The 22,237-nt window shown below is 72.3% G+C and carries 19 protein-coding genes; 14 read left to right on the top strand and 5 right to left on the bottom strand.

Annotated features, from left to right (window positions below; translation table 11 throughout):
* Positions 1–28: 28 nt before the first annotated feature.
* From rpsO to dapB, 4 genes are all read left to right on the top strand, one after another.
* Positions 29–298: a 30S ribosomal protein S15 gene (rpsO, locus tag ABZU53_RS18590; RefSeq protein WP_007456699.1), complete on the top strand. Its 270-nt coding sequence runs from the start codon at positions 29–31 to the stop codon at positions 296–298.
* 226 nt (positions 299–524) lie between these two features.
* Positions 525–2,924, top strand: a complete 2,400-nt coding sequence (locus tag ABZU53_RS18585) for a polyribonucleotide nucleotidyltransferase (RefSeq protein WP_354857674.1) — start codon at positions 525–527, stop codon at positions 2,922–2,924.
* A 47-nt stretch (positions 2,925–2,971) separates the two neighbouring features.
* Positions 2,972–4,369: a pitrilysin family protein gene (locus ABZU53_RS18580; RefSeq protein ID WP_354857676.1), complete on the top strand. Its 1,398-nt coding sequence runs from the start codon at positions 2,972–2,974 to the stop codon at positions 4,367–4,369.
* Positions 4,370–4,465: 96 nt separating this feature from the next.
* Complete coding sequence (gene dapB / locus ABZU53_RS18575; RefSeq protein ID WP_355066852.1) at positions 4,466–5,218, top strand: 4-hydroxy-tetrahydrodipicolinate reductase; 753 nt, start codon at positions 4,466–4,468, stop codon at positions 5,216–5,218.
* 81 nt (positions 5,219–5,299) lie between these two features.
* On the opposite strand, the gene ABZU53_RS18570 is transcribed toward dapB, so the two are convergent.
* Entirely contained in the window at positions 5,300–7,399 is a 2,100-nt protein-coding gene (locus tag ABZU53_RS18570) for a glycogen debranching N-terminal domain-containing protein (RefSeq protein ID WP_355066851.1), read from the bottom strand.
* Between the two features lie 144 nt (positions 7,400–7,543).
* On the opposite strand from ABZU53_RS18570, the gene ABZU53_RS18565 reads away from it, so the two are divergent.
* From ABZU53_RS18565 to ABZU53_RS18550, 4 genes are all read left to right on the top strand, one after another.
* A complete protein-coding gene (locus tag ABZU53_RS18565) occupies positions 7,544–8,533 on the top strand; it encodes a LacI family DNA-binding transcriptional regulator (protein WP_355066850.1) in 990 nt (329 codons plus the stop codon).
* Positions 8,534–8,560: 27 nt separating this feature from the next.
* Positions 8,561–9,811: an extracellular solute-binding protein gene (locus ABZU53_RS18560; RefSeq protein ID WP_355066849.1), complete on the top strand. Its 1,251-nt coding sequence runs from the start codon at positions 8,561–8,563 to the stop codon at positions 9,809–9,811.
* Positions 9,812–9,895: 84 nt separating this feature from the next.
* The gene (locus tag ABZU53_RS18555; protein ID WP_355066848.1) at positions 9,896–11,017 is read left to right on the top strand and encodes a sugar ABC transporter permease; all 1,122 of its coding nucleotides are present in this window, start codon (positions 9,896–9,898) and stop codon (positions 11,015–11,017) included.
* A 1-nt stretch (position 11,018) separates the two neighbouring features.
* Complete coding sequence (locus tag ABZU53_RS18550) at positions 11,019–11,906, top strand: carbohydrate ABC transporter permease (protein ID WP_355066847.1); 888 nt, start codon at positions 11,019–11,021, stop codon at positions 11,904–11,906.
* Positions 11,907–11,942: 36 nt separating this feature from the next.
* Here the strand turns inward: ABZU53_RS18550 and ABZU53_RS18545 are convergent, their stop codons facing one another.
* On the bottom strand, positions 11,943–12,524 hold the full coding sequence (locus ABZU53_RS18545) for a GNAT family N-acetyltransferase (RefSeq protein WP_354859186.1): 582 nt from the start codon (positions 12,522–12,524) through the stop codon (positions 11,943–11,945).
* Positions 12,525–12,559: 35 nt separating this feature from the next.
* Here ABZU53_RS18545 and ABZU53_RS18540 point away from each other — a divergent pair, with 35 nt between their 5' ends.
* Positions 12,560–13,834, top strand: a complete 1,275-nt coding sequence (locus tag ABZU53_RS18540) for a glycosyltransferase family 87 protein (protein ID WP_355066846.1) — start codon at positions 12,560–12,562, stop codon at positions 13,832–13,834.
* Here ABZU53_RS18540 and ABZU53_RS18535 read toward each other — a convergent pair.
* Positions 13,733–14,284 carry a GNAT family N-acetyltransferase gene (locus ABZU53_RS18535; RefSeq protein ID WP_355066845.1) on the bottom strand — a complete coding sequence of 184 codons (552 nt, stop codon included), beginning with the start codon at positions 14,282–14,284 and terminating at the stop codon, positions 13,733–13,735. The genes ABZU53_RS18540 and ABZU53_RS18535 overlap by 102 nt on opposite strands.
* A gap of 80 nt (positions 14,285–14,364) precedes the next feature.
* Here ABZU53_RS18535 and ABZU53_RS18530 point away from each other — a divergent pair, with 80 nt between their 5' ends.
* The 5 genes from ABZU53_RS18530 to ABZU53_RS18510 all read left to right on the top strand — a co-directional run bounded on the left by ABZU53_RS18530 (position 14,365) and on the right by ABZU53_RS18510 (position 19,943).
* The gene (locus ABZU53_RS18530; RefSeq protein WP_355066844.1) at positions 14,365–15,594 is read left to right on the top strand and encodes a crosslink repair DNA glycosylase YcaQ family protein; all 1,230 of its coding nucleotides are present in this window, start codon (positions 14,365–14,367) and stop codon (positions 15,592–15,594) included.
* 4 nt (positions 15,595–15,598) lie between these two features.
* A complete protein-coding gene (locus ABZU53_RS18525) occupies positions 15,599–16,144 on the top strand; it encodes a DUF2752 domain-containing protein (protein WP_355066843.1) in 546 nt (181 codons plus the stop codon).
* A 343-nt stretch (positions 16,145–16,487) separates the two neighbouring features.
* On the top strand, positions 16,488–17,228 hold the full coding sequence (gene thyX / locus ABZU53_RS18520; protein WP_145785820.1) for an FAD-dependent thymidylate synthase: 741 nt from the start codon (positions 16,488–16,490) through the stop codon (positions 17,226–17,228).
* Positions 17,229–17,275: 47 nt separating this feature from the next.
* The gene (dapA, locus tag ABZU53_RS18515) at positions 17,276–18,202 is read left to right on the top strand and encodes a 4-hydroxy-tetrahydrodipicolinate synthase (RefSeq protein ID WP_355066842.1); all 927 of its coding nucleotides are present in this window, start codon (positions 17,276–17,278) and stop codon (positions 18,200–18,202) included.
* Positions 18,203–18,254: 52 nt separating this feature from the next.
* Positions 18,255–19,943, top strand: coding sequence for a ribonuclease J (locus tag ABZU53_RS18510; RefSeq protein WP_124854118.1), 1,689 nt, complete (start codon positions 18,255–18,257; stop codon positions 19,941–19,943).
* A gap of 68 nt (positions 19,944–20,011) precedes the next feature.
* Here ABZU53_RS18510 and ABZU53_RS18505 read toward each other — a convergent pair whose 3' ends face one another.
* Together ABZU53_RS18505 and ABZU53_RS18500 are read right to left on the bottom strand one after the other, a co-directional pair.
* Positions 20,012–21,634, bottom strand: coding sequence for a YbjN domain-containing protein (locus ABZU53_RS18505; RefSeq protein ID WP_355066872.1), 1,623 nt, complete (start codon positions 21,632–21,634; stop codon positions 20,012–20,014).
* 80 nt (positions 21,635–21,714) lie between these two features.
* Positions 21,715–22,185 (bottom strand): YbjN domain-containing protein, encoded by a 471-nt coding sequence (locus ABZU53_RS18500; protein WP_355066841.1) that lies wholly within the window; start codon positions 22,183–22,185, stop codon positions 21,715–21,717.
* Positions 22,186–22,237: the final 52 nt, after the last annotated feature.

Raw genomic sequence — 22,237 nt, 5'->3', positions numbered from 1 at the left:
TTGATCAACCCATCGAAACAGGGAGAACATGGCGCTCGACCAGGAAGCCAAGGCCAGCATCCGCGCGGAGTACGCGACCGCCGAGGGCGACACCGGTTCGCCGGAGGTCCAGGTCGCGGTCCTCACCAAGCGGATCGCCGAGCTGACCGAGCACCTGAAGGTGCACAAGCACGACCACCACAGCCGCCGTGGGCTGCTGCTGCTGGTCGGCCGTCGCCGTCGGCTGCTCAACTACGTCCAGAAGAAGGACATTGCCCGCTACCGGACGCTCATCGAGCGGCTCGGTCTGCGCCGGTGACGTGACGGGGGAGTGGCCCACCGGCCGCTCCCCCGATCGGCGTCCCACCTGAAGAACACGGGCCGCGCGACCAACCCGAGAGGGAGCCGGTCAGCGTACCGGTCTCCGGTAGTGGCCCCCGGGAACCCGGCAGTACGCCGGCCACCCGGGCGCTTCGATCGAAGACCGGCCGGCTGAGCAGCTCCCCGACGTCGCGGGCCCACGACGCGAAGGAGCACGACAGCACATGACCGAGACCAAACTCGGCACCGAATCCCGCACCGCCGTGATCGACAACGGGTCCTTCGGCACCCGCGAGATCACCTTCTCCACCGGTCGACTGGCTCGCCAGGCCGCCGGTTCCGTCATCGCCCAGCTGGGCGAGACGGTGGTCCTCTCCGCCACCACCGCCGGTAAGCACCCGAAGGAGCAGTTCGACTTCTTCCCGCTGACCGTCGACGTCGAGGAGCGGATGTACGCCGCGGGCCGCATCCCCGGCTCGTTCTTCCGCCGTGAGGGTCGGCCCAGCGAGGACGCGATCCTCACCTGCCGCCTGATCGACCGGCCGCTGCGCCCGTCCTTCGTGAAGGGCCTGCGCAACGAGGTCCAGGTCGTCGAGACCATCCTCGCGCTCGACCCGCAGCACCCGTACGACGTGGTGGCCATCAACGCGGCCTCGATGTCGACCAAGCTCTCCGGCCTGCCGTTCTCCGGCCCGATCGGCGCGACCCGGGTCGCCCACATCGACGGCCAGTGGGTCGCCTTCCCGACCCTGGAGGAGCTGGCCCGCGCCACCTTCGACATGGTCGTGGCCGGCCGCACCCTCGACGACGGCGACGTCGCGATCATGATGGTCGAGGCCGAGGCCACCCCGAACGCCGTCGCCCTCATCTCGGCCGGTGCCACCGCCCCGACCGAGGAGATCGTCGCCAGCGGCCTGGAGGCCGCCAAGCCGGCGATCCGTGAGCTGTGCCGCGCGCAGAGCGAGCTGGCCGAGGTCGCCGCCAAGCCGGTCACCGAGTTCCCGGTCTTCCTGGACTACCAGGACGACGTGTACGACGCGGTCGCCGACCTGGCCCGCGGCGAGGTGGCCGAGGCGGTCACCATCGCCGGCAAGGCGGACCGCGAGGAAGCCCTGGACCGGGTCAAGGCCCGGGTCGCCGAGGAGTTGGGCGCTCGGTTCGAGGGTCGGGAGAAGGAGCTCAGCGCCGCCTTCCGCTCGCTGACCAAGTCCGAGGTGCGCAACCGCGTGCTGCGCGAGCAGGTCCGCATGGACGGCCGCGGCCCGCGCGACATCCGGCCGCTGACCGCCGAGGTCGGCGTGCTGCCCCGGGTGCACGGTTCGGCGCTGTTCGAGCGCGGCGAGACCCAGATCCTGGGTGTCACCACGCTGAACATGCTCCGCATGGAGCAGATGGTGGACACGCTGTCCCCGGAGAACCGCAAGCGCTACATGCACAACTACAACTTCCCGCCGTACTCGACCGGTGAGACCGGCCGGGTCGGCTCGCCGAAGCGGCGCGAGATCGGCCACGGTGCGCTCGCCGAGCGTGCGCTGATCCCGGTGCTGCCGTCGCGCGAGGAGTTCCCGTACGCCATCCGGCAGGTCTCCGAGGCGCTCGGCTCCAACGGCTCCACCTCGATGGGCTCGGTCTGCGCGTCGACGCTCGGCCTGCTCTCCGCGGGTGTGCCGCTGAAGGCGCCGGTCGCCGGCATCGCCATGGGGCTCATCTCGGACGAGGTGGACGGCAAGACGCAGTACGTGACGCTTACCGACATCCTCGGCGCCGAGGACGCGTTCGGTGACATGGACTTCAAGGTCGCCGGCACGCCGGAGTTCGTTACCGCGCTGCAGCTCGACACCAAGCTCAACGGCATCCCGTCGGACGTGCTGGCCGCCGCGCTGCAGCAGGCGAACGAGGCCCGGCAGATCATCCTCGGTGTCATGCGGGCCGCGATCGAGGCTCCGGCCGAGATGTCGGACTACGCGCCGCGGGTCACCACCGTCAAGATCCCGGTGGACAAGATCGGCATGGTGATCGGCCCGAAGGGTCAGACCATCAACGCGATCCAGGACGAGACCGGCGCCGAGATCTCCATCGAGGACGACGGCACGATCTACGTTGGCGCCACCAACGGCCCGTCGGCCCAGGCGGCCGTCGACCGGATCAACGGGATCGCCAACCCGACGCTGCCCAAGCAGGGCGAGCGGTTCCTCGGCACGGTGGTCAAGACCGCCGCGTTCGGCGCGTTCATCTCGCTGCTGCCGGGCCGCGACGGCCTGCTGCACATCTCCAAGGTGGGCGACGGCAAGCGGGTCGAGCGCGTTGAGGACTTCCTCAACGTCGGTGACCGGGTCGAGGTCGAGATCGCGGACATCGACGCCCGCGGCAAGATCTACCTGGACAAGGTTCGCCCGGAGGGCGCCGAGGCTCCGGCCGCCGGTGAGGCCGCTGGCGGCGACCGACCGGCTGGTCGGGACCGGGGTGACCGGGGCCCGCGTGACCGCGGTGACCGTGAGCGTGGCGGCGACCGTGGCGGTCGTGGCCCGGAGCGCGGCGGCGAGGGCGGCAACGGCGGCAACGGCGGCGGCGAGGGTGGTGGCGAGGGCGGCGAGCGTCCGCGCCGCCGGACCCGGCACAGCTGACCACCAGCACCTGCAACACCCACCCCTCGTCGAACCGGGAGCAACACGTGAGTCGGGCCTTCAGTGCGCCGTTTCCACCGGATCGACGGGGGGTGGCTGCGTCCCGGGACAATGGGGCGGGCCGCTCCGGCGGCGCCGCCCGCGCGGTGACCCGGACGCTCAGCGACGACCCGCTGGGCGGCACGGTACGTCGTACCGTGCTGCCCAGCGGCCTGCGCGTGCTCACCGAGGCGATCCCGGCGATGCGCAGCGTGTCCTTCGGCATCTGGGTGGCGGTGGGTTCGCGGGACGAGACCCGTCCGCAGGCCGGTGCCGCGCACTTCCTGGAGCACCTGCTCTTCAAGGGCACCCACAAGCGCACCGCCTTGGAGATCTCCTCGCAGATCGAGGCGGTGGGTGGCGAGACGAACGCCTTCACGACGAAGGAATACACCTGCTACTACGCCCGCGTGCTGGACGAGGACCTGCCGCTGGCGATCGACGTGATGTGCGACCTGGTCGCCGACTCGCTGCTGGAGCCGGCCGACGTGGAGACCGAGCGTGGCGTGATCCTGGAGGAGATCGCCATGCACGACGACGAACCCGGTGACGAGGTGCACGACCTCTTCGCCCGGGCCGTCTACGGCGACCACCCGCTGGGCCGACTGATCTCCGGCACCGAGGAGACCGTCACGCCGATGACCCGCAAGCAGATCCAGTCCTTCTACCGGGGTCGCTACACCGCACCGCAGATCGTCATCGCCGCGGCCGGCAACCTCGACCACGCCGCGGTGGTCAAGCTGGTCCGGCAGGCCGTGCGCGGCACGCCACTGGACAGCGACCCGGCCGCACCGGCCGCACACCGCGCGGCCACTCCGGCGGTACGCACCAAGCCGGCCACCACACTGGTCGAGCCGAAGGAGACCGAGCAGGCGCACGTCCTGCTGGGCTGCCCCGGCATCGACCGCACCGACGACCGGCGCTTCGCCCTCGGGGTGCTCAACAACGTCCTCGGCGGGGGCATGTCCAGCCGCCTCTTCCAGGAGATCCGTGAGCAGCGCGGCCTGGCGTACTCGGTCTACTCCTACGCCAGCCAGTACGCCGACAGCGGCCTGTTCGCCGTCTACGCCGGCTGCGCGCCGGGCAAGGTGGACGAGGTGCTGGCCCTGACCCGCGCCGAGCTGGCCCGGGTGGCCGCCGACGGGTTGACCGAGGCCGAGGTGGCCCGGGGCAAGGGGATGAGCAAGGGCTCGTTCGTGCTCGGCCTGGAGGACACCGGCTCCCGGATGAGCAGGCTGGCCAAGGGTGAGCTGCTCTACGGCGACCTGATGCCGGTGGACGAGCTGCTCCGGCGGGTCGACGAGGTCAGCGTCGCGGACGTGAACACCCTCGCCGCCGAGCTGCTCAGCCGGCCGATGTCGCTGGCCGTGGTCGGCCCGTTCGGCGAGGGCGACTTCTCCGCCTGAGGCCCGTCGCCCGCAGGGCCGGGGGCACATCCCGGTCGGTGGAGCGGACCGGATCCGGCGGCGGTGGCACGTCCCGATTGGGATAGGTTGTGCCGCGTGACTGACGAGCAGGAGAAGACCCGCGTCGGCGTGTTCGGTGCCCGCGGCCGGATGGGCATCGAGGTCTGCAGGGCGGTCGACGCCGCCGACGACCTCGAACTGGTGGCGTCGATCGACCAGGGCGACAGCCGTTCCGCCGTCTCCGGTGCCGACGTGGTCGTCGACTTCACCACGCCGGACGTCGTCATGGACAATCTCAAGTGGTCCATCGAGCAGGGCATCAGCGCGGTGGTCGGCACGACCGGCTTCACCGAGCAGCGGCTGGAGCAGGTGCGCGGCTGGCTGGCCGAGAAGCCGGAGGTCGGCGTGGTCATCGCCCCGAACTTCGGCATCGGCGCGGTGCTGATGATGCAGTTCGCCGCGCGGGCCGCCCGGCACTTCGAGTCCGTCGAGATCATCGAGCAGCACCACCCGCGCAAGCTGGACGCCCCGAGCGGCACCGCCACGCACACCGCCCGGCAGATCGCCCAGGCTCGCGCCGAAGCCGGTCTCGGCCCGGTGCCGGACGCCACCAAGGACGAGGTGCCGGGTGCGCGCGGCGCCGACATCGACGGGGTACGCGTCCACGCGGTGCGCGCCACCGGCCTGGTCGCCCACCAGGAGGTGCTCTTCGGGGGCACCGGCGAGACGCTGACCATCCGCCACGACTCGTACGACCGGGTGTCCTTCATGCCCGGCGTGCTGCTGGCCGTCCGCGCGGTGCGCAACCGTCCCGGCCTCACGGTGAGCCTGGACCCCCTCCTCGGCTGACCCCGCCCCTCCTCGCAGATCTTGGACAGTTTCCGTCAGCTTCTGACGGAAACTGTCCAAGATCTCCCGCCGCAGCGCCCGCTATGCCGGGTGTTCCGCTGCGCGGCGTTGGGTGGGGAGGGTCGGGGTGAGCGGGGTGGGGAGGTTGGTGACCCTGGCCTCGCCAGAGCGGTCGACCTCGACCGTCACCGGGGTGTCGGCCACGCGGAGGCCCTTGACCGTGACGGCGCCCAGCTCCGCGCCGGCCAGCGGGGTCAGCCGGACCGTGCCGCCCGGCACGTCGGGGTAGAGGCCCGTCGCGGCCTGGAGCAGCAGCACCGCGCCCGCCGCGGCCCACGCCTGGGGCCGGCACGCCGCCGGGTACGGCACCGGGCGATCGAGCAGCGTCCGGTCGTCGCCGCCGTACAGCTCCGGCATCCGGTAGTCGAACGCCTCGGCCGCCGTGAGCAGCCCCTCGGCCAGGCCGAGCGCGGCGTCGCGGTGCCCCGCGCGGGCCAGCCCGGCGAGCACGATCGCGGTGTCGTGGGTCCAGATCGAACCGCAGTGGTACGACAGCGGGCTGAAGCCGGCGTCGTCGGTGGACATCGTCCGTAGTCCGAAGCCGCCGGCCAGCGTGTCAGTGGTGAGCAAGCGGGCGACCTGGGCCTCCTCGTCGACGGTGAGCAGGCCGGTGCCGAGCAGGTGACCGATGTTGCTGGTCAGCGAGTCGACGGGGCGCTTGTCCCGGTCGAGGGCCAGGGCGGGCTGCGGGCCGTACCGGCCGTCGACCCAGAAGGTGTCCCGGAACCGGCGGGCCAGCGTGGCGGCGCGCTCGCGCCAGTGGTCCCCACCGGGGCGGCCGAAGGCGTCCAGCAGGGCGGCGCCGTTCACCGCCGCCTCGTGCGCGTACCCCTGCACCTCGGCCAGCACGATGGGCGCGGTGGCCAGGGAGCCGTCGTGGAACCGTACGGCGTCGCCGGAGTCCTTCCAGCCCTGATTGGACAGCCCGTGGCCGGTGGTGTCGATGTACTCGACGAGGCCGTCGCCGTCGGGGTCGGCGTGCTCGCCGAGCCAGCGCAGGGCGGCCTCCAGGTGCGGCAGCAGTGGCTCGACCTGCTCGGCCGGCAGGCCCCAGCGCCACGCGTCGTGCAGCAGGTTGACCCAGAGCATGGTGGCGTCGACGGTGCCGTAGTAGGCCGGCGGGAGGCGCAGCCCGTTCCCGGGCAGCGCGAACTCCTGCCCGCGCAGCTCGTGCAGGATCTTGCCGGGGGCCTCCCCGGTGGCCGGGTCGACGCGGGTGCCCTGGCGGCGGGCGAGCACGCGCAGGGTGCCGGCGGCCAGGTCGGTGCCGAGCGGCAGCATCATCCGGGCGGCCCAGAGGCTGTCCCGGCCGAACAGGGTGAGGAACCAGGGGACGCCGGCGCCGAGGAAGACGTCCCCGGGCGCGCCGGTCTCGGCCAGGCGTAGCCCGCGCAGGTCGTCCAGGCTGCGGTCGAGGAAGCGGACCAGCCGTCGATCGTCGGCGGTCACCTCGGGTCGGGCCCACTCCGGTTCGCCGACCGGGCCGATCACCACGGCGCGCGGGTCCTCGACGGTCAGCTGCCAGCGCAGCACCGACTCGCCTCCGGGGGGCAGGTCGATCGGCCAGGCCAGCCGCGGCGCGGTGGCCCGTTCGTCGGCGGCGAGCACGTCGGCGTCGGGCGCGGTGACGGTGACGGTGATGCCGTCGGCCGACCAGGTGAGCAGGCCCGGCTGGCCGGTCTTGGCCTCCAGCGGCGCGGCGGCGCCACCGGACTTGACCACCTCGATGGGCGCCAGGTCGCAGCCGAGGTCGACGCTCACGGTGGCCCGTACGCCGACCGTGGCGGTGGAGACGATCCGCAGCTCCTCGGTGAGGCCGTTGCGAGTGGCCCGACGGAGCCGGTCGACGCGGACTGTGGGGTCGGGCGTGGGATCGCCGAGCCAGCGGGCCAGGCCCACGAAGCGGGCGCCGTGCGGGCCGTCCGCGCCGCGGGTCAGCCCCTCCAGCTCCTGGTCGTCGACCCGCAGTTCGGCCCGGGAGAGCACGCGGGCGTCGGCGTGGAAGACGCCCTGGACGCCGGTCGGGCGGATCTGCCCGGTCGCGTCCCCCAGCGCACTGGTCGGGGCGAGCACCACCGGAACCAACTCGTGCAGGAGGGGTTGCAGCTGGCGTTCGATCACGGCGCGGCTCCAGATCTCGGGGGGCGGGGCGGACATCTTGACAACGCGCCCCTGGCGGTGCAAAGTGCGAAACATTCCAGAAACTTGAACGATCTAATCCTGCACTATCCGAATTGGATCGTTCAAGACGGCGAGAGGGATTAAGTGCCCGAGAAGGTAACCATTGCGACGGTGGCCCGGCACGCCCGAGTAAGCCGGCAGACGGTCTCCAACGTGCTCAACGCGCCGCACATCGTGCGGCAGGAGACCCGCCAGCGGGTCGAGGACGCGATCAGCGCGCTCGGCTACCGGGCCAACCAGGCGGCCAGACAGATGCGCACCGGCCGGTCCCGCCTCATCGCCGCCCGGATCGAACCGACCCGCGACGGCATCAACGGCTCCGTTCTCGACCGCTTCCTGCACGGCCTCACCGAGACCGCCGACGCCGCCGGCTACCGGGTGCTGCTCTACACCGCCACCGACGACGAGCGGGAGATCGCCACCTACGACGACCTGCTCGGCACGTACGAGCTGGACGCGTTCGTGCTCGTCGGCACCAAGTACGGCGACCCGCGTACCGCCTGGCTCGCCGACCGGGACGTGCCGTTCGTGACCTTCGGCCGCCCGTGGGACGCGCTCGACGCGCACCCCTGGGTCGACGTGGACGGCGCCGCCGGCACCGCCGCCGCCACCCGGCATCTGCTCGACGCCGGGCACCGGCGGATCGCGTTCATCGGCTGGCCCCTCGGGTCCGGTGTCGGCGACGACCGGCGGGCCGGCTGGCACGACGCGCTGCGCGCCGCCGGTGTCGACCCGACCGGGCTGCACCGCGAGACCGAGGACGGCATCGCCGAGGGCGAACGGCTCACTCGGGACCTGCTCGCCGCCGAGGCGCCGACCGCCGTGCTCTGCGCCAGCGACTCGCTCGCCCTCGGCGCGCTGCAGGCGATCCGGGGCACCGACCCGCCGGTGTCGGTGATCGGCTTCGACGACACGCCGGTCGCAGCCGCGGTGGGGCTGACCAGCGTCAGCCAACCGCTCGGCGAGGCCGCCGCCCGCTGCGTGGACCTGCTCACCGGGGTCCTCGACGGCAACCACGAGACCCCCACCCACGTGCTGCTCCAGCCCTCGCTGGCGCTTCGGCACACCGCGTAGTCCCATCCCCCACCAGGAGAGAACCCCATGGCACCTCGAAACCTCACCCGGGCGGCGGTGGCCGGCCTCGCCGCCGTCGCCCTTCTCGGTTCCGCGGCCTGCGGCAGCGGCTTCGACGACTCGTCCGGCGACGCCGCCCAGTCCAGCGGACCGGCCAGCCTGCAGATCCTGATCGGATCCTCCGGCGAAGCCGAGACCAAGGCCGTGCAGGACGCCGCGGCGAAGTGGGCCAGCGGCTCCGGCAACACCGCCACGGTCACCCCGGCGCAGGACCTCACCCAGCAGCTCGGCCAGGGCCTCGCCGGCGGCACCCCGCCGGACGTCTTCTACGTCGACGCGGCCCGCTTCGCCGACTACGCGAGCGTCGGCGCGCTGGAGCCGTACGGCGACAAGATCTCCAACCCGGACGACTTCTACGAGAGCCTGCGCACCACGTTCTCGTACGACGGCAAGCTCTACTGCGCGCCCAAGGACTTCTCCACCCTGGCCCTGCAGATCAACACGGACCTGTGGGCGAAGGCCGGACTGACCGACGCCGACGTGCCGACCACCTGGGACCAGCTCACCGCGACCGCCCAGAAGATCAAGGCGAAGGGGCAGGTCGCCCTGGCGCTCGGCGACACCCGGGACCGGATTGGCGCCTTCCTGGTGCAGAACGGCGGCTGGCTGCTGAGCAAGGACGGCAAGCAGCCGACCGCCGACACCCCGGAGAACCTGGCCGCCCTCCAGTACGTCAAGTCCCTGCTCACCTCGGGCCTGGCCAAGTACCCGAAGCAGCTCGACTCGGGCTGGTCCGGTGAGGCGTTCGGCAAGGGCAAGGCCGTGATGACCATCGAGGGCAACTGGATCAAGGGCGCGCTGCAGAACGACTTCCCGAACGTGAAGTACAAGGTGGTGGCGCTGCCGGCCGGCCCGAAGGGGCAGGGCACGCTCTCCTTCACCCAGTGCTGGGGCATCGCGGCGAAGAGCAAGTACAAGGACCAGGCCATCAAGTTCGTCGAGGCGATGACCAGCGGTGAGCAGCAGCTGACGTTCGCGAAGGCGGTCGGTGTCATGCCGTCGCGGCAGTCGGTGCGCGACCAGTACACGGCCGCCAATCCTGAGGACAAGCCGTTCATCGACGGCGTCGCGTACGCCCAGGGCCCGGTGAACGCGCCGAAGATGGACAGCGTCCTCAAGGACCTGGACACCGGTCTGCAGAGCCTGGCCAACGGCGACCCGAAGACCGTGCTGCAGAACTTCGACAAGAACGCCAAGGCGGCGCTCGGCGGCAGCTGAGGTGACGGCGGGGGTCCCGACAGCGAGCGGGGCCCCCGTCCGCACCTCCGGCCCGGAAGGGCCCGAGAGAGGGAGGGAGGGGAGATGGCAACCGAGACACTGACCGCCGTGGCCACCGCGCCCGGGACGAGCCCCCGGCGACGGCGGGGTGGCGTCCGCGGCAACGAGAACCTCGCCGGCTGGCTCTTCGTCGCACCGGTGATCGTCATCCTGGGGCTGTTCCTGCTGCTGCCGATCCTGATGGCGCTCTGGGTCAGCCTGACCGACTGGAACGGGCAGGGCAGCCCGTTCACCGGCGACGTCCCGTTCGTCGGCGCGCACAACTACACCCAGTTGTTCACCGAGGACGGGCTGCCCCGCCGCGACTTCATGACCAGCATCCGCAACAACATCTACTACGTGGCGATCGTGGTGCCGGCGCAGACCGTGCTCGCGCTCGGGCTGGCGCTGGTGGTCAACAACCGGATGCTCAAGGGCAAGAGCTTCTTCCGCAGCGCGTTCTACTTTCCCTCGGTCACCAGCTCGGTCGCGATCAGCGTGGTGTTCCTGTTCCTCTTCGCCAACTCCGGCGCGGTGAACGCGCTGCTCGGCTTCCTCGGGATCGACGGCCCGGAGTGGTTCGCCGACTCCCGGGGTGTGCTGCACCTGCTCTTCGGCGCGGTCGGCGTCGACTCGCCCCCGGCGGCGCTCACCGACGGCGGCCCGTTCGGGCTGAGCTGGTGGGACTGGCTGGCCGGCCCCAGCGTGGCGATGATCTCGATCATCACGTTGGTCATCTGGACCACCTCCGGCACGTTCATGCTGATGTTCCTGGCCGGCCTGCAGAACGTGCCGGTGACGCTGGACGAGGCCAGCACGCTCGACGGAGCCTCCCGCTGGCAGCGGTTCCGCTACGTCACCCTGCCGATGATCAGGCCGACCACCTTCCTGGTGCTCACCCTCGGCATGATCGGCTCCTGGCAGGTCTTCGACCAGGTGTACGTCATGAGCCAGGGCGACCCGGCCAAGACCACCGTCACCCCGGCGTACCTGTCGTACCGGACCGCGTTCCGGGACTTCGACTACGGCTCCGGCGCGGCGATCTCGTTCGTGCTGTTCCTGATCATCATCGTGCTCACGCTGATCCAGCGTCGGGCGCTCGCCGAGCGGGACACCGACCGGCCGCGCCGCGGCTGGCGGCGTCGACGCGTACCGGAGAGGTCCTGACATGGCCGTGCTGACCGACCGCCCGGCGGCGGCGCCCACGCGCGGCGACCAGCGCGCGGCCCGCACCCTGGTCACCCGCTTTCTGGGGTACGCCACGCTGGTCTTCTTCGGGCTGGTGTTCCTCTACCCGTTCGTCATCCAGATCGCGAGCTCGCTCAAGACCGAGCCCGACGCGGCGGCGAACCCGCTCTCGCCGATTCCGGACCCGCTCAGCCTCGCCGGCTTCGACCGGATCTTCGCCGGCACCAACTTTCCGCTCTGGCTGGGCAACTCGCTGCTGGTCACCGTGCTGGTGACCCTCGGCCGGGTGTTCTTCGACTCGCTCGCCGGGTACGCGTTGGCCCGGCTGCGATTCCGGGGTCGCGGCGGGCTGTTCGCCGCCGTCATCGCGGTGATGGCGGTGCCCGGCGTGGTGCTGCTGATCCCGAAGTTCCTGGTGCTCAACCAGCTCGGCCTCTACAACAGCTACGCCGGCCTGGTGGTGCCGCTGCTGGCCGACGCGGCGGGCGTGTTCATCATGAAGCAGTTCTTCGAGTCGATCCCGGTGAGCGTGGAGGAGGCCGCCCGCATCGACGGGGCGAGCATCTTCCGCACCTTCTGGTCGGTGGTGCTGCCGATGGCGAAGCCAGCGCTGATCACCCTGACCATCCTGTCGTTCCAGGGTTCCTGGAACGAGTTCCCGCACAGCCTCGTGTCGGTGCAGGACCCGGACCTGTTCACCCTGCCGCGCGGCCTCGCCGACCTGGTCAGCGGCTCGCTGGGCAGCGGCACCCAGTACCCGCTCAAGCTGGGCGCGGCGCTGCTCGCCACCATCCCGGTGGCGATCATCTTCGTGGTGTTCCAGCGCTACTTCGTCCGCGACGCCAGCGACGGCGCGGACAAGGGTTGACCGTACCGGTGCGGCGGCCCCGGGCCGCCGCACCGGTCACTCGGCCGGAACCTTCTCGGTCGGCACGGCCACGTGCAGGCGCACCTGAGGCACCAGCATGTCGTCGACGTCCAGCGCCCGGGCCGCGCCGTCGGGCTCCCAACCGGTGCTGGTGAGGAACTTCCGGGTCGCCTCGTCACCGTCGAACGCCCAGGCCACCGCCCGACTCATGCCGTCGGACCGCCACAGGTCGACGGTCGCGGCGAGCAGCCGACTGCCGTGCCCGCGCCGGCCCCAGCGCGGCTCCACCAGCAGGTCGGTCACCGCCGCCACGTCCGGGCCGAGCGCGTCGGCCGGCTCACCCGGGGCGAGCGCCTCGCCGTCGGCCGGGCCGGAGGCGGCGAACCCCACCAGATACGATTGCTCGGCCTGTTCGACGGCGACCAGCACCCGGTGCGCGCCCGAGGGCGGCTCCAGCACCGCGGCGCTCCACCGCCGGGCGAGGAACGCCTCGTCCAGGTTGTCGAGCACATGCCGAGGCAGAATGCGGCGGTACGCGACCCGCCAGGTCGCGAGCTGGATGCGTGCGATCTCGCCGGCGTCCTCGGGACGCGCCGGGCGGACGTACCCGAGAGCCATGGGACGGAAGCCTACGCAGGGCGAGGGAGGCGACGGTGGCGCAGGGTGCCAACAGGACGACCGCGCAGGTCGTCGGGGTGGTGGTGCTCGCCGCGGCGGTCACCGCGTTCCTCGCCGTCGCGGCCGTCCGGCACGGTTTCTTCGACCTCAAGGTCTACTACGGCGCGTTGACGTGGTGGGTGCACGACGGCGGGGAGATCTACGACTACCTCAAACCGGGGACCCAGTACGGCTTCACGTACCCGCCGTTCGCGGCGCTGGTCATGCTGCCGATGGCGTACCTGCCGTGGTCGGCCGCGATCGTGGTGAGCGTACTCGCCAGTGTGGTCACCACGACGGTGCTGATCTGGTGGCTGGTCGACCCGATCGCCCGCCGGGCCGGGTGGACTCCCTGGTTCGCCCTCGCCGTCGCGCTCTGCCTGGCCGCCGCCTTCGAGCCGATGCGGGAGACGGTCAACTTCGGCCAGGTGAACACACTGCTGCTGTTCCTGGTGGCGGTGGACCTGCTGCGGCTGCTGCCGGTCGGCGACCGGTGGGCCGGGGTGGGCATCGGCCTGGCCACCGCGATCAAGCTGACCCCGGGCATCTTCATCGTCTATCTGCTGGTCACCGGGCGGTGGCGGGCGGCGCTCACCGCCAGTGGCGCGGCCGCCGGGGTGACGTTGCTGGCCGGCGCGCTCTTTCCGGACGCCTCCCGGGAGTTCTGGACCGAGGCGCTGTGGAACACCGGGCGGGTCGGGGAGCTGGCGTTCGTCTCCAACCAGTCGCTGCGCGGGGTGGTCGCCCGGCTCGACCCGCAGCACCCGAGCACCCTGCTGTGGCTGCTGCTGGTGCTCGGCGCCCTGGCGCTCTGGGCCTGGCGGTCCCGGGTCGCCGTCGCCGCCGGTGACGAGGCGACCGGCCTGGCCCTGACCGGCGCGGTGATGTGCCTGGTCAGCCCGGTCACCTGGGTGCACCACCTGGTCTGGCTGCTGCCCGGGCTGATCCTGCTGGTCGACAACGCGATGGCCGCGCCGGCCGGACGTCGACGGCGCGTCCTGCTGGCCGCCGCGACCATCGGGTACGTGCTGCTGATCAGCCGGACCGTCTGGTTCTGGGAGAAGGACTTCACCGGCGCCGACGGCTTCGTCGGCAGCAACGCGTACGTCTGGATCAGCCTGGCCCTGCTGGCCCTCCTGCCGGTCCGCCGGTGGCTGACACCGGGCAGGTCAGTCGTCGAGGCGTCCGGCGTACCGCAGCTCGACCAGTCCGACCGGCCCGCGCCCGCCGGCGAGCGGCACCTGGTAGGTCGACCGTTCACCGTCCGGTGACAGCCCCGCCCGTTCGTAGAACCGGCGGGCCCGCCGGTTGTCCGCCAGCACCCACAGCCGGTAGCCGGTCCAGCCCCGTTCGCTGAGCCCGGCGCGGGCGGCGGCGAGCAGTTCGGCGGCCATCCCGTCGCCCCAGAACTCCGGCTCGACGTAGAGCGCCAGCACCTCGCCGACCGTCGGGTCCAGATCGTCGCGGTCCTGGTTGCGGCGGTACGGCCCGAACGTGGTGAAGCCGACGACCAGCCCGTCCACCTCGCCGAGCAGGGTGCTGAACGGGTGCTCCGGGTCGGCGGTGCCCAGGTCACGACGGCGCTGCGCCCAGGCCCCCACGTTGAGCCGTCCGAGCACCTCGTCCGGCATGAAGCCGGCGTAACCCGCCTGCCAGCCGTGCACGTGCACCCGGGCGACCGCCTCGGCGTCGTCGGGCTCCTCCCGGCGGATGGTCAGCATTGCACCGTTCTATGCCCCCGTAGCCGTCGGAGTCCAGCTTCCCGCACCGGCGTCGTACCGATGATTTATCGTCGCCGACGATGGCCGCACCGGAAGCACTCTCACTCGCCCAGGCCCGCCGGGTGGCACTCGCCGCCCAGGGTTTCGCCGACCCGCCGCCGGTCGGGGTGCCCACGCGTCGACATCTGCGCCGGGTCCTCGACCGGGTCGGGTTGATCCAGATGGACTCGGTCAACGTGCTGCAACGTGCGCACTACCTGCCGCTCTACAGCCGGCTCGGTCCGTACCCCACCGCGCTGCTCGACCAGGCCGCCTACCGCCGCCCCCGCGAGCTGTTCGAATACTGGGGCCATGAGGCGTCCCTCGTGCCGGTCGGGCTGCACCCGCTGCTGCGCTGGCGAATGGCCCGCGCGCACAGCGAATCCTGGGGTGGCATGCGGCGCATCGCACAGGAGCAGCCGGAGCTGGTCGCCTGGGTCCGGGCCGAGGTGGCCGCGCGGGGTCCGTTGACCGCCGCCGAGATCGAGCACGACGCGCCCCGGGAGACCGGCAACTGGGGGTGGAACTGGTCGGCGGTGAAGCGGGCGCTGGAGTTCCTGTTCTGGGCCGGCGAGGTGACCGCCGCCGAGCGCAGCACGTCCTTCGCCCGCCGCTACGACCTGCCCGAGCGGGTGCTCCCGCCGGCCGTGCTGGCCGCGCCCACCCCGACCGACGCCGAGGCGTACCGCGCTCTGGTGGCCCTGGCGGCGCGGTCGCTCGGGGTGGCCGCCGAACCGGAGCTGCGCGACTACTTTCGGCTGCCACTGGCCGGCGCCCGGCAGGCCGTCGCGGAGCTGGCCGAGGCCGGCGAGCTGGTGCCGGTCACCGTGGCGGGCTGGCGACAGCCGGCCTGGCTGCACGCGTCCGCCCGGCTGCCCCGGTGGATTCGGGGCAACACGCTGGTCAGCCCGTTCGACCCGCTGGTCTGGGAACGTGCCCGCACCGAGCGGCTGTTCGACTTCAGCTACCGGATCGAGATCTACGTCCCGGCGCCACAGCGGGTGTACGGCTACTACGTGCTGCCGTTCCTGCAGGGCGACCGGTTCACCGCCCGGGTCGACCTGAAGGCCGACCGCAAGGCCGGGGTGCTGCTCGTTCCGGCCGCCTGGGTCGAGCCCGGCGCCGACCCGGGGGAGACCGCCGTGGCGCTCGCCGCCGAGCTGTACCGGCTCGCCGGCTGGCTCGGGTTGGACGCGGTGGCGCCGCCCGCGGCCGGCGACCTGGCCGGTCCGCTCACCGCCGCGTTGGCCGGCGTGTCCGGTGTACCGTGAGCGCGTGACGAGCGTTCCCGGACCGGTCGACCAGCCGCAGCCCGCCCCCGGTGCGAGCTGGCCGGCGAGCCCGCCGGATGGCTACGGCTACCCGGCGCCCGAGCCCGACCGGCTCACCCGGGGCGTTCTGTGGCTCTACGAGCGGTCACCGCGCTGGGCGGCGCCGCTGGCCGCGGTCGGGTGCGTCGGCCTCGGCATGGCCTACGCGCTGCTGAGCAACCCGGCCCACGCCGACCCGGACGCCGCGCCGACCTGCCTGCTCAAGCTGACCACGGGGCTGGACTGCCCGGGCTGCGGCGGCACCCGCGCGCTCTGGTACGTGCTGCACGGCGACCTGCCGGCCGCCGCCCGACACCACTTCCTGTTCGTCTTCGCGCTGCCCTTCCTGGCGTACCTCTTCGTCGCCTGGGCGGGCCATCAGGCGTTCGGTTGGCGGCTGCCGGAGCTGCGGATCAGCTCGAAGGTCATCGTCGGGTTCCTGGGCGTGTGGCTGGCCTTCTCGGTGCTGCGCAACCTGCCCTGGGCGCCGTTCACCTCGCTCTACGTCTGAGGCCTGCCAGCCCCGGCCCGGCGTGCCGTGGATCGGCCTTCCTCGGCCTTCCTCGGGCGGGCCGTGAGGTCCTGCGCGTCCTGTAGAGCTGCCCCGGATATGGGGCGTGGCGGTGGTGCGCCCGGCGTCGTGCCGCCTGCCCCACTTCTGGGGCAGCTCTACAGGGAACCGGGGGTGTGCGAGACCCGCGAGCCACCGGATCCGCGCGTAGAGATCTTGGACACCTCCGGGCGCCGGCGCGTCCGCGAGCACCGGTGATTCGGCTGCGGTTGGCGGCTTCCACACCGCGAGCCCGACTTGGGTCGCAAGGCGCCCCGCCACTACAGTCCCAGGAATGCCGGAGATGGTGCAGCCCCAGGTCAAGTTGATCGCGTGGACCCAGTTCGCGGCCCCGGACGACGTGCCGTGGTCGACCGACGCCGAGGGCGGCCAGGCGCTCGCCGAGTTCGCCGGGCGGGCCTGCTACCAGTCGTGGAAGAAGCCGAACCCGGCGACCGCCACGAACGCCGGCTACCTCGCGCACATCCTCGAGGTCGGGCACCTCAGCGTGCTGGAGCACGGCTCGGTCACCTTCTACTTCACCGGGGTGTCCCGCTCCTTCACCCACGAGTTGATCCGGCACCGGCACTTCTCGTACTCCCAGCTCTCCCAGCGCTACGTCCCCGAGCGGGACGCGGCCATGGTCGAGCCGGCGGTCATCGCCGACGACCCCGAGCTGCACAAGAAGTTCACCGAGGCCGCCGAGGCGAGCGTGCGGGCGTACACCGAGCTGCTGGAGGGTCTTGAGCAGCGCTTCTCCGACGAGCCCAACCCGACGCTGCGCCGCAAGCAGGCCCGGCAGGCGGCCCGCGCGGTGCTGCCGAACGCCACCGAGACCCGGATCGTGGTCACCGGCAACTACCGGGCGTGGCGGCACTTCGTCGCCATGCGGGCCACCGAGCACGCCGACGTGGAGATCCGTGAGCTGGCTGTGGAGTGCCTGCGCCAGCTCCAGGGAGTCGCACCGAACGTCTTCGCCGACTTCGTGATCTCGACGCTGCCGGACGGCACCGAGGTGGCGGCCAGCCCGCACGAGGCGTCCTGAGCCCTTCCCCGGCAGGCTCCGGCTGGTCGTCCGCTAGGTTGGAGGGTATGACGCACGACCACCCCGACGCCGCGGCCCAACCGGCGTCCCGCCCCTTCGGCCGGGTGCTCACGGCCATGGTGAGCCCGTTCACCCCCGACGGCTCGCTCGACCTCGACGGCGCCGCCCGACTGGCGAGCCACCTGGTCGACGAGCAGGGCAACGACGCGCTGGTGGTCAACGGCACCACCGGTGAGTCGCCGACCACCACCGACGCGGAGAAGGAACGCCTGATCCGGGCCGTGGTGGAGGCCGTCGGTGACCGAGTCAGGGTCGTCGCCGGGGTGGGTACCAACGACACTCGGCACACCATCGAGCTGGCCGCCGCCGCCGAGAAGGCCGGCGCGCACGGCCTGCTCGTGGTCACCCCGTACTACAACAAGCCGCCGCAGAGCGGTCTGCTGCGGCACTTCACCGCGGTGGCCGACGCCAGCGGACTGCCGGTGATGCTGTACGACATCCCGCACCGCTCCGGCGTGCCGATTGACACCGAGACACTGGTCCGGCTCGCCGACCACGCGCGGATCGTCGCGGTCAAGGACGCCAAGGGCGACCTGACCGCCACCAGCTGGGTGACCAGCCGGACCGGCCTCGCCTTCTACAGCGGCGAGGACGCGCTCACCCTGCCGGCGCTGGCCGTCGGCTGCGTGGGCGTGGTCGGCACCTCGACGCACTTCACCGGGGCGCTGACCGCACAGATGATCGAGGCGTACGACGCGGGGGACATGCCGGCCGCGCTTGCCCTGCACCGGCGGCTGCTGCCGCTGTTCACCGGCATCTTCCGCACGCAGGGCACCATCCTGGTGAAGGCGGGCCTGGCGTCGCTGGGCCTGCCGGCCGGCCCGGTGCGACCCCCGCTCGTGGACGCCACCGACGACGAGATCGCCCAGCTGCGCGCGGACTTCGCGGCAGCGGGCCTGGAGCTGCCCGAATGATCGAACGACACGATGGGCGCCGAGTGATGGCGTCGCAGAATGAGGTGGACGCGTGACCGAGGCGCACATCGAGGCGGAACTGCCCCCGCCGCTGCCGGAAGGTGGCCTGCGGATCATCCCGCTCGGCGGGCTCGGCGCCATCGGTCGGAACATGACCGTCTTCGAGTACGACGGCAAACTGCTGATCGTCGACTGCGGGGTGCTCTTCCCCGACGTCGAACAGCCGGGCGTGGACCTGATCCTGCCCGACTTCGGCCCGATCCTGGACCGGCTGGCCGACGTCCAGGCGATCGTGCTGACCCACGGCCACGAGGACCACATCGGCGCGGTGCCGTACCTGCTCGCCCACAAGCCCGACATCCCGCTGGTCGGCTCGCAGTTCACCCTCGCCCTGGTCGAGGCGAAGCTGGCCGAGCGGCGCATCCAGCCCTACACGCTGACCGTGCGGGAGGGCGGCCGCGAGCGGCTCGGCCCGTTCGAGTGCGAGTTCTTCGCGGTCAACCACTCCATCCCCGACGCGCTCGCCGTGGCCATCCGCACCCCGGCCGGCCTGGTGCTGCACACCGGCGACTTCAAGATGGACCAGCTCCCGCTGGACGGCCGGATCACCGACCTGGCCGGCTTCGCACGGCTCGGCGCCGAGGGCGTCGATCTGCTGCTGTCCGACTCCACCAACGCGGAGATCCCCGGCTTCGTCACCCCGGAGCGGGAGATCGGGCCGGTGCTCGACTCGATCTTCGCGAAGGCCAAGGGCCGGATCATCGTGGCCTCGTTCGCCTCGCACGTGCACCGGGTGCAGCAGGTCTTCGACTCCGCCGCGGAGCACGGCCGCAAGGTCGCGCTGATCGGTCGGTCCATGGTCCGCAACATGGGCATCGCCCGGGACCTCGGCCTGCTCAACATCCCGGCCGGCCTGGTCATCGGGATCGAGGAGGCGACCACGCTGCCTCCCGAGCAGATCGTGCTGATGTCCACCGGTTCGCAGGGCGAGCCGATGAGCGCGCTGGGCCGGATGGCCAGCGGCGACCACCGGCACATCACCATCGCGCCCGGCGACACAGTCGTGCTGGCGTCGTCGCTGGTGCCGGGCAACGAGACCTCGGTCTACCGGGTCATCAACCGGCTCGCCCGGGCCGGCGCGGTCGTCGTGCACAAGGACGTGGCGAAGGTGCACGTCTCCGGGCACGCCCCGGCCGGCGAACTGCTCTACCTGCTCAACGTGGTTCGGCCCAGCAACCTGATGCCGGTGCACGGCGAGTGGCGTCACCTGCGCGCGCACGCCCGCCTCGGCATCGAGTCGGGGGTCGCCGCCGACCGGGTCGTGATCTGCGAGGACGGCGACGTGGTCGACCTCGTCGAGGGCCGGGCCAGCCTCGTCGGGCACGTGAAGAGCCGGTACGTCTACGTCGACGGTCTCGCCGTCGGCGACGTCAGCGAGTCGCTGCTCACCGAACGGCGGATCCTCGGCGACGGCGGTTTCATCGCCACCACAGTGGTCGTCGACTCGGTCACCGGCAAGGTGGTCGCCGGCCCGACGCTGTCCGCGAAGGGCTTCTCCGAGGACCCGGAGGCGTTCAACCCGGTGGTGCCGCTGGTCACCGAGGCGCTCAACCGGGCCGCCGCGGACGGCATCACCGACCCGCACCAGCTCCAGCAGATCGTCCGGCGGACCGTGGGGCGGTGGGTCAACGACAAGTACCGTCGTCGACCGATGATCGTGCCCACCGTCGTCGAGGTCTGAGCACGTCGCGCTGACGCCGGTCCACCCGTTGCGGGTGGGCCGGCGTCGCCGTGTCGGCCGCCGGGCGGTCAGGGCAGGTCGGCCACCGCTTCGGCGTACGCGACGCCGGTGGCGATCGCGGCGTCCACCAGCACCAGCAGTTGCGCCGGCGCCACCCCGTGGGTCAGGTCTGTCGCCACGTCCCCGGCGAGCACGATCTCCGTGTCGAGATCGTGCGCGTACGCCTTGGGCAGCAGCCGGTCGTGGTTCCAGGCGTTGCAGAAGGCGTACGCCTCGGCGCGGCGCGCGGTCGGCAGCCGGCGGGCGGCCATCGCCCGGGTGTGCAACACCTCGCCGCGTTCGCCGGCCCGACGGAACTGGATCACGGCCGCACCCCACCGGCCGACCACGGTGCCGCCGTCGTCGACCAGGTACCGGTCGCCGCGCCTGTCCAGCGTCGAGGTGATCATGTCGGTGGTGAGCGCCATCACCTCCCGCTCGGAGTCCGCCTCCGCGCCGGCCTCGTCCGCCCCGGGCTCGTGCGCGCCGGCCTCGTGCGCGCCGGCCTCGTGCGCGCCGGCCTCGTCGCCAACCTCGTCGGCGGCCTCGTCGTCGGCGGGCAGCGGCGCTGCCGTCGCGGATGGGCGCTCGGCCAGCCAGGCCGCCATCCGGCCGGACTGGTGACCGGTGCCGTTGCGGGCGTCGAAGCTGCCCGCCAGGTCGGTGGCGAGGCCGAGCAGCAGCGCGCCCAGGGTGCCCACCTCCAGTTCGGTGGCCGGGCGATCGACGTACGCCGGGCGGTGCACCGTCCGGTCACCCAGCCCCGCCTCCTCGGCCAGCCCGCAGACCAGCGCCCCGGCGGCGGCGAACTCCATCGCGGCGAGGTCGTCGGTGGGCCGGTCCAGTCGGGGCAGCTGCTCGGTCAGGACGGTCAGCCCGCGTTCCAGGTGCCCGCCGAGCGCGCAGAACCGCAAATGCGTGGCGAGGTACGGAAAGGCGGAGCGCTCGCGCCGGTGTCGCCGGTACGCCCGCACGTGCGCCGCCGCTGCCTGCTCTGGTTCGCCGAGCCGCAACAGCGGCAGCAGATCGGCGACCAGCGCCCGCTCGGGCTGGTCGGTGCACTCCTGAGCGTCGCCGTCGTACGCCCGCAGCTCGCTGCGTGCGGCCTGCCACTCGCCCCAGCCGGCGAGCAGTTCCGCGCGTCGGGCCGGGGCGCAGCCGGGGCATCCACCGGCCGGGCCGGGACGCGTGCCCGCCCACCCCTGGAAGAAGCGGCGGGCGGTGGGTTCGTCGCCGAGGTGGTCGGCGATCCGGCAGCGCAGCTCGGCGACGGTCGGCGCGTCGGGCCCGTCCGCCCCCACCCGGTGGGCCAGGTCGTCCAGCAGGAGTCGGGTCTGGTCCAGCCCGACCCGAGGCGTGCCGAGCAGCGCCTCCACCGCGTAGCGCTGGTAGCGCGCCAGCAGCTCAGCCTCGGCGTCGGTGAGCAGCGCGGGCCACCGGTCGGCGGCGGCCCGGCAGCGTCGCAACGGCTCGACCAGCCGCCACCGCTCGCCGTGCAGCAGGTACGCCTCGATCAGGGCGAACCGGGCGTCCACCGCGGACCGGACGTCCCCGGCGGCGTCGGCCCGTTCGGCGACCCGTTCCAGGGCGACCAGCCGACCGGGCCCGTCGGGCAGGTCCCGGGCGTCGGCGAGCGCGGCCACCAGCGCCAGGACGCGCTGACCTGCGACCCGGCCATCGGAGGGGCCGTCCGCCCGGTCGGTGCGGCTGCCCGCCGCCTCCTCCCGCCCGGTCACGCCGACACCGCGCCGGGCAGCCGGCCGACGGCGACGGCGAGCTGGCAGCCGGCCGTGATGCCACAGTCGAGCAGTTGGTCGAGCTGGTGCGGTGTGACCCCGCGCTCCAGGTCGGTGATCACCTCACCGTAGATCCGGGCCTGACCGCCGTCGTCGACGTGCACGAACGCCTTCGGCCAGAGCCGGTCGTGGTTCCAGGCGTTGCAGAAGGCGTACAGGGCGGGCACCTGCTCGATCCCGAAAGCGGGCGCGACCATGGTGCGGACCTGGAGCAACTCGCCGTCCACCCCGAGACGCAGGAACCAGATCAGGTTGTCGTCGAAGCGACCCACGAGGTCACCGTTCACGGCGCGGCCGACCGGCCGGCCGCGCGCGGCGAGCACCGCGGCGACCAGCTCGTCGGTCAACGGGCGCAACCTACCGGGGTGCCCGGCCAGCGGATCGTCCTCGAGTCTCGGCGACGCCATCGGGCATCCCTTCTGAGGCGGATATCACGACCGGCGGCGGGGTCAGTGCTGC

The organism is Micromonospora sp. NPDC005194 (genome assembly GCF_040608335.1).
In the GTDB taxonomy this organism is placed as follows: Bacteria; Actinomycetota; Actinomycetes; order Mycobacteriales; family Micromonosporaceae; genus Micromonospora.
Note: the sequence above shows the minus strand (reverse complement) of the source record. Positions and strands in the feature narration are given on the sequence as shown.

Coding starts and splice junctions, on each gene's coding strand:
- ABZU53_RS18550 (WP_355066847.1), top strand. CDS start 11,019: ATGGCCGTGCTGACCGACCGCCCGGCGGCGGCGCCCACGCGCGGCGAC.
- rpsO (WP_007456699.1), top strand. CDS start 29: ATGGCGCTCGACCAGGAAGCCAAGGCCAGCATCCGCGCGGAGTACGCG.
- ABZU53_RS18535 (WP_355066845.1), bottom strand. CDS start 14,284: ATGCTGACCATCCGCCGGGAGGAGCCCGACGACGCCGAGGCGGTCGCC.
- ABZU53_RS18560 (WP_355066849.1), top strand. CDS start 8,561: ATGGCACCTCGAAACCTCACCCGGGCGGCGGTGGCCGGCCTCGCCGCC.
- ABZU53_RS18530 (WP_355066844.1), top strand. CDS start 14,365: ATGGCCGCACCGGAAGCACTCTCACTCGCCCAGGCCCGCCGGGTGGCA.
- ABZU53_RS18500 (WP_355066841.1), bottom strand. CDS start 22,185: ATGGCGTCGCCGAGACTCGAGGACGATCCGCTGGCCGGGCACCCCGGT.
- ABZU53_RS18555 (WP_355066848.1), top strand. CDS start 9,896: ATGGCAACCGAGACACTGACCGCCGTGGCCACCGCGCCCGGGACGAGC.
- thyX (WP_145785820.1), top strand. CDS start 16,488: ATGGTGCAGCCCCAGGTCAAGTTGATCGCGTGGACCCAGTTCGCGGCC.
- dapA (WP_355066842.1), top strand. CDS start 17,276: ATGACGCACGACCACCCCGACGCCGCGGCCCAACCGGCGTCCCGCCCC.
- ABZU53_RS18585 (WP_354857674.1), top strand. CDS start 525: ATGACCGAGACCAAACTCGGCACCGAATCCCGCACCGCCGTGATCGAC.
- ABZU53_RS18545 (WP_354859186.1), bottom strand. CDS start 12,524: ATGGCTCTCGGGTACGTCCGCCCGGCGCGTCCCGAGGACGCCGGCGAG.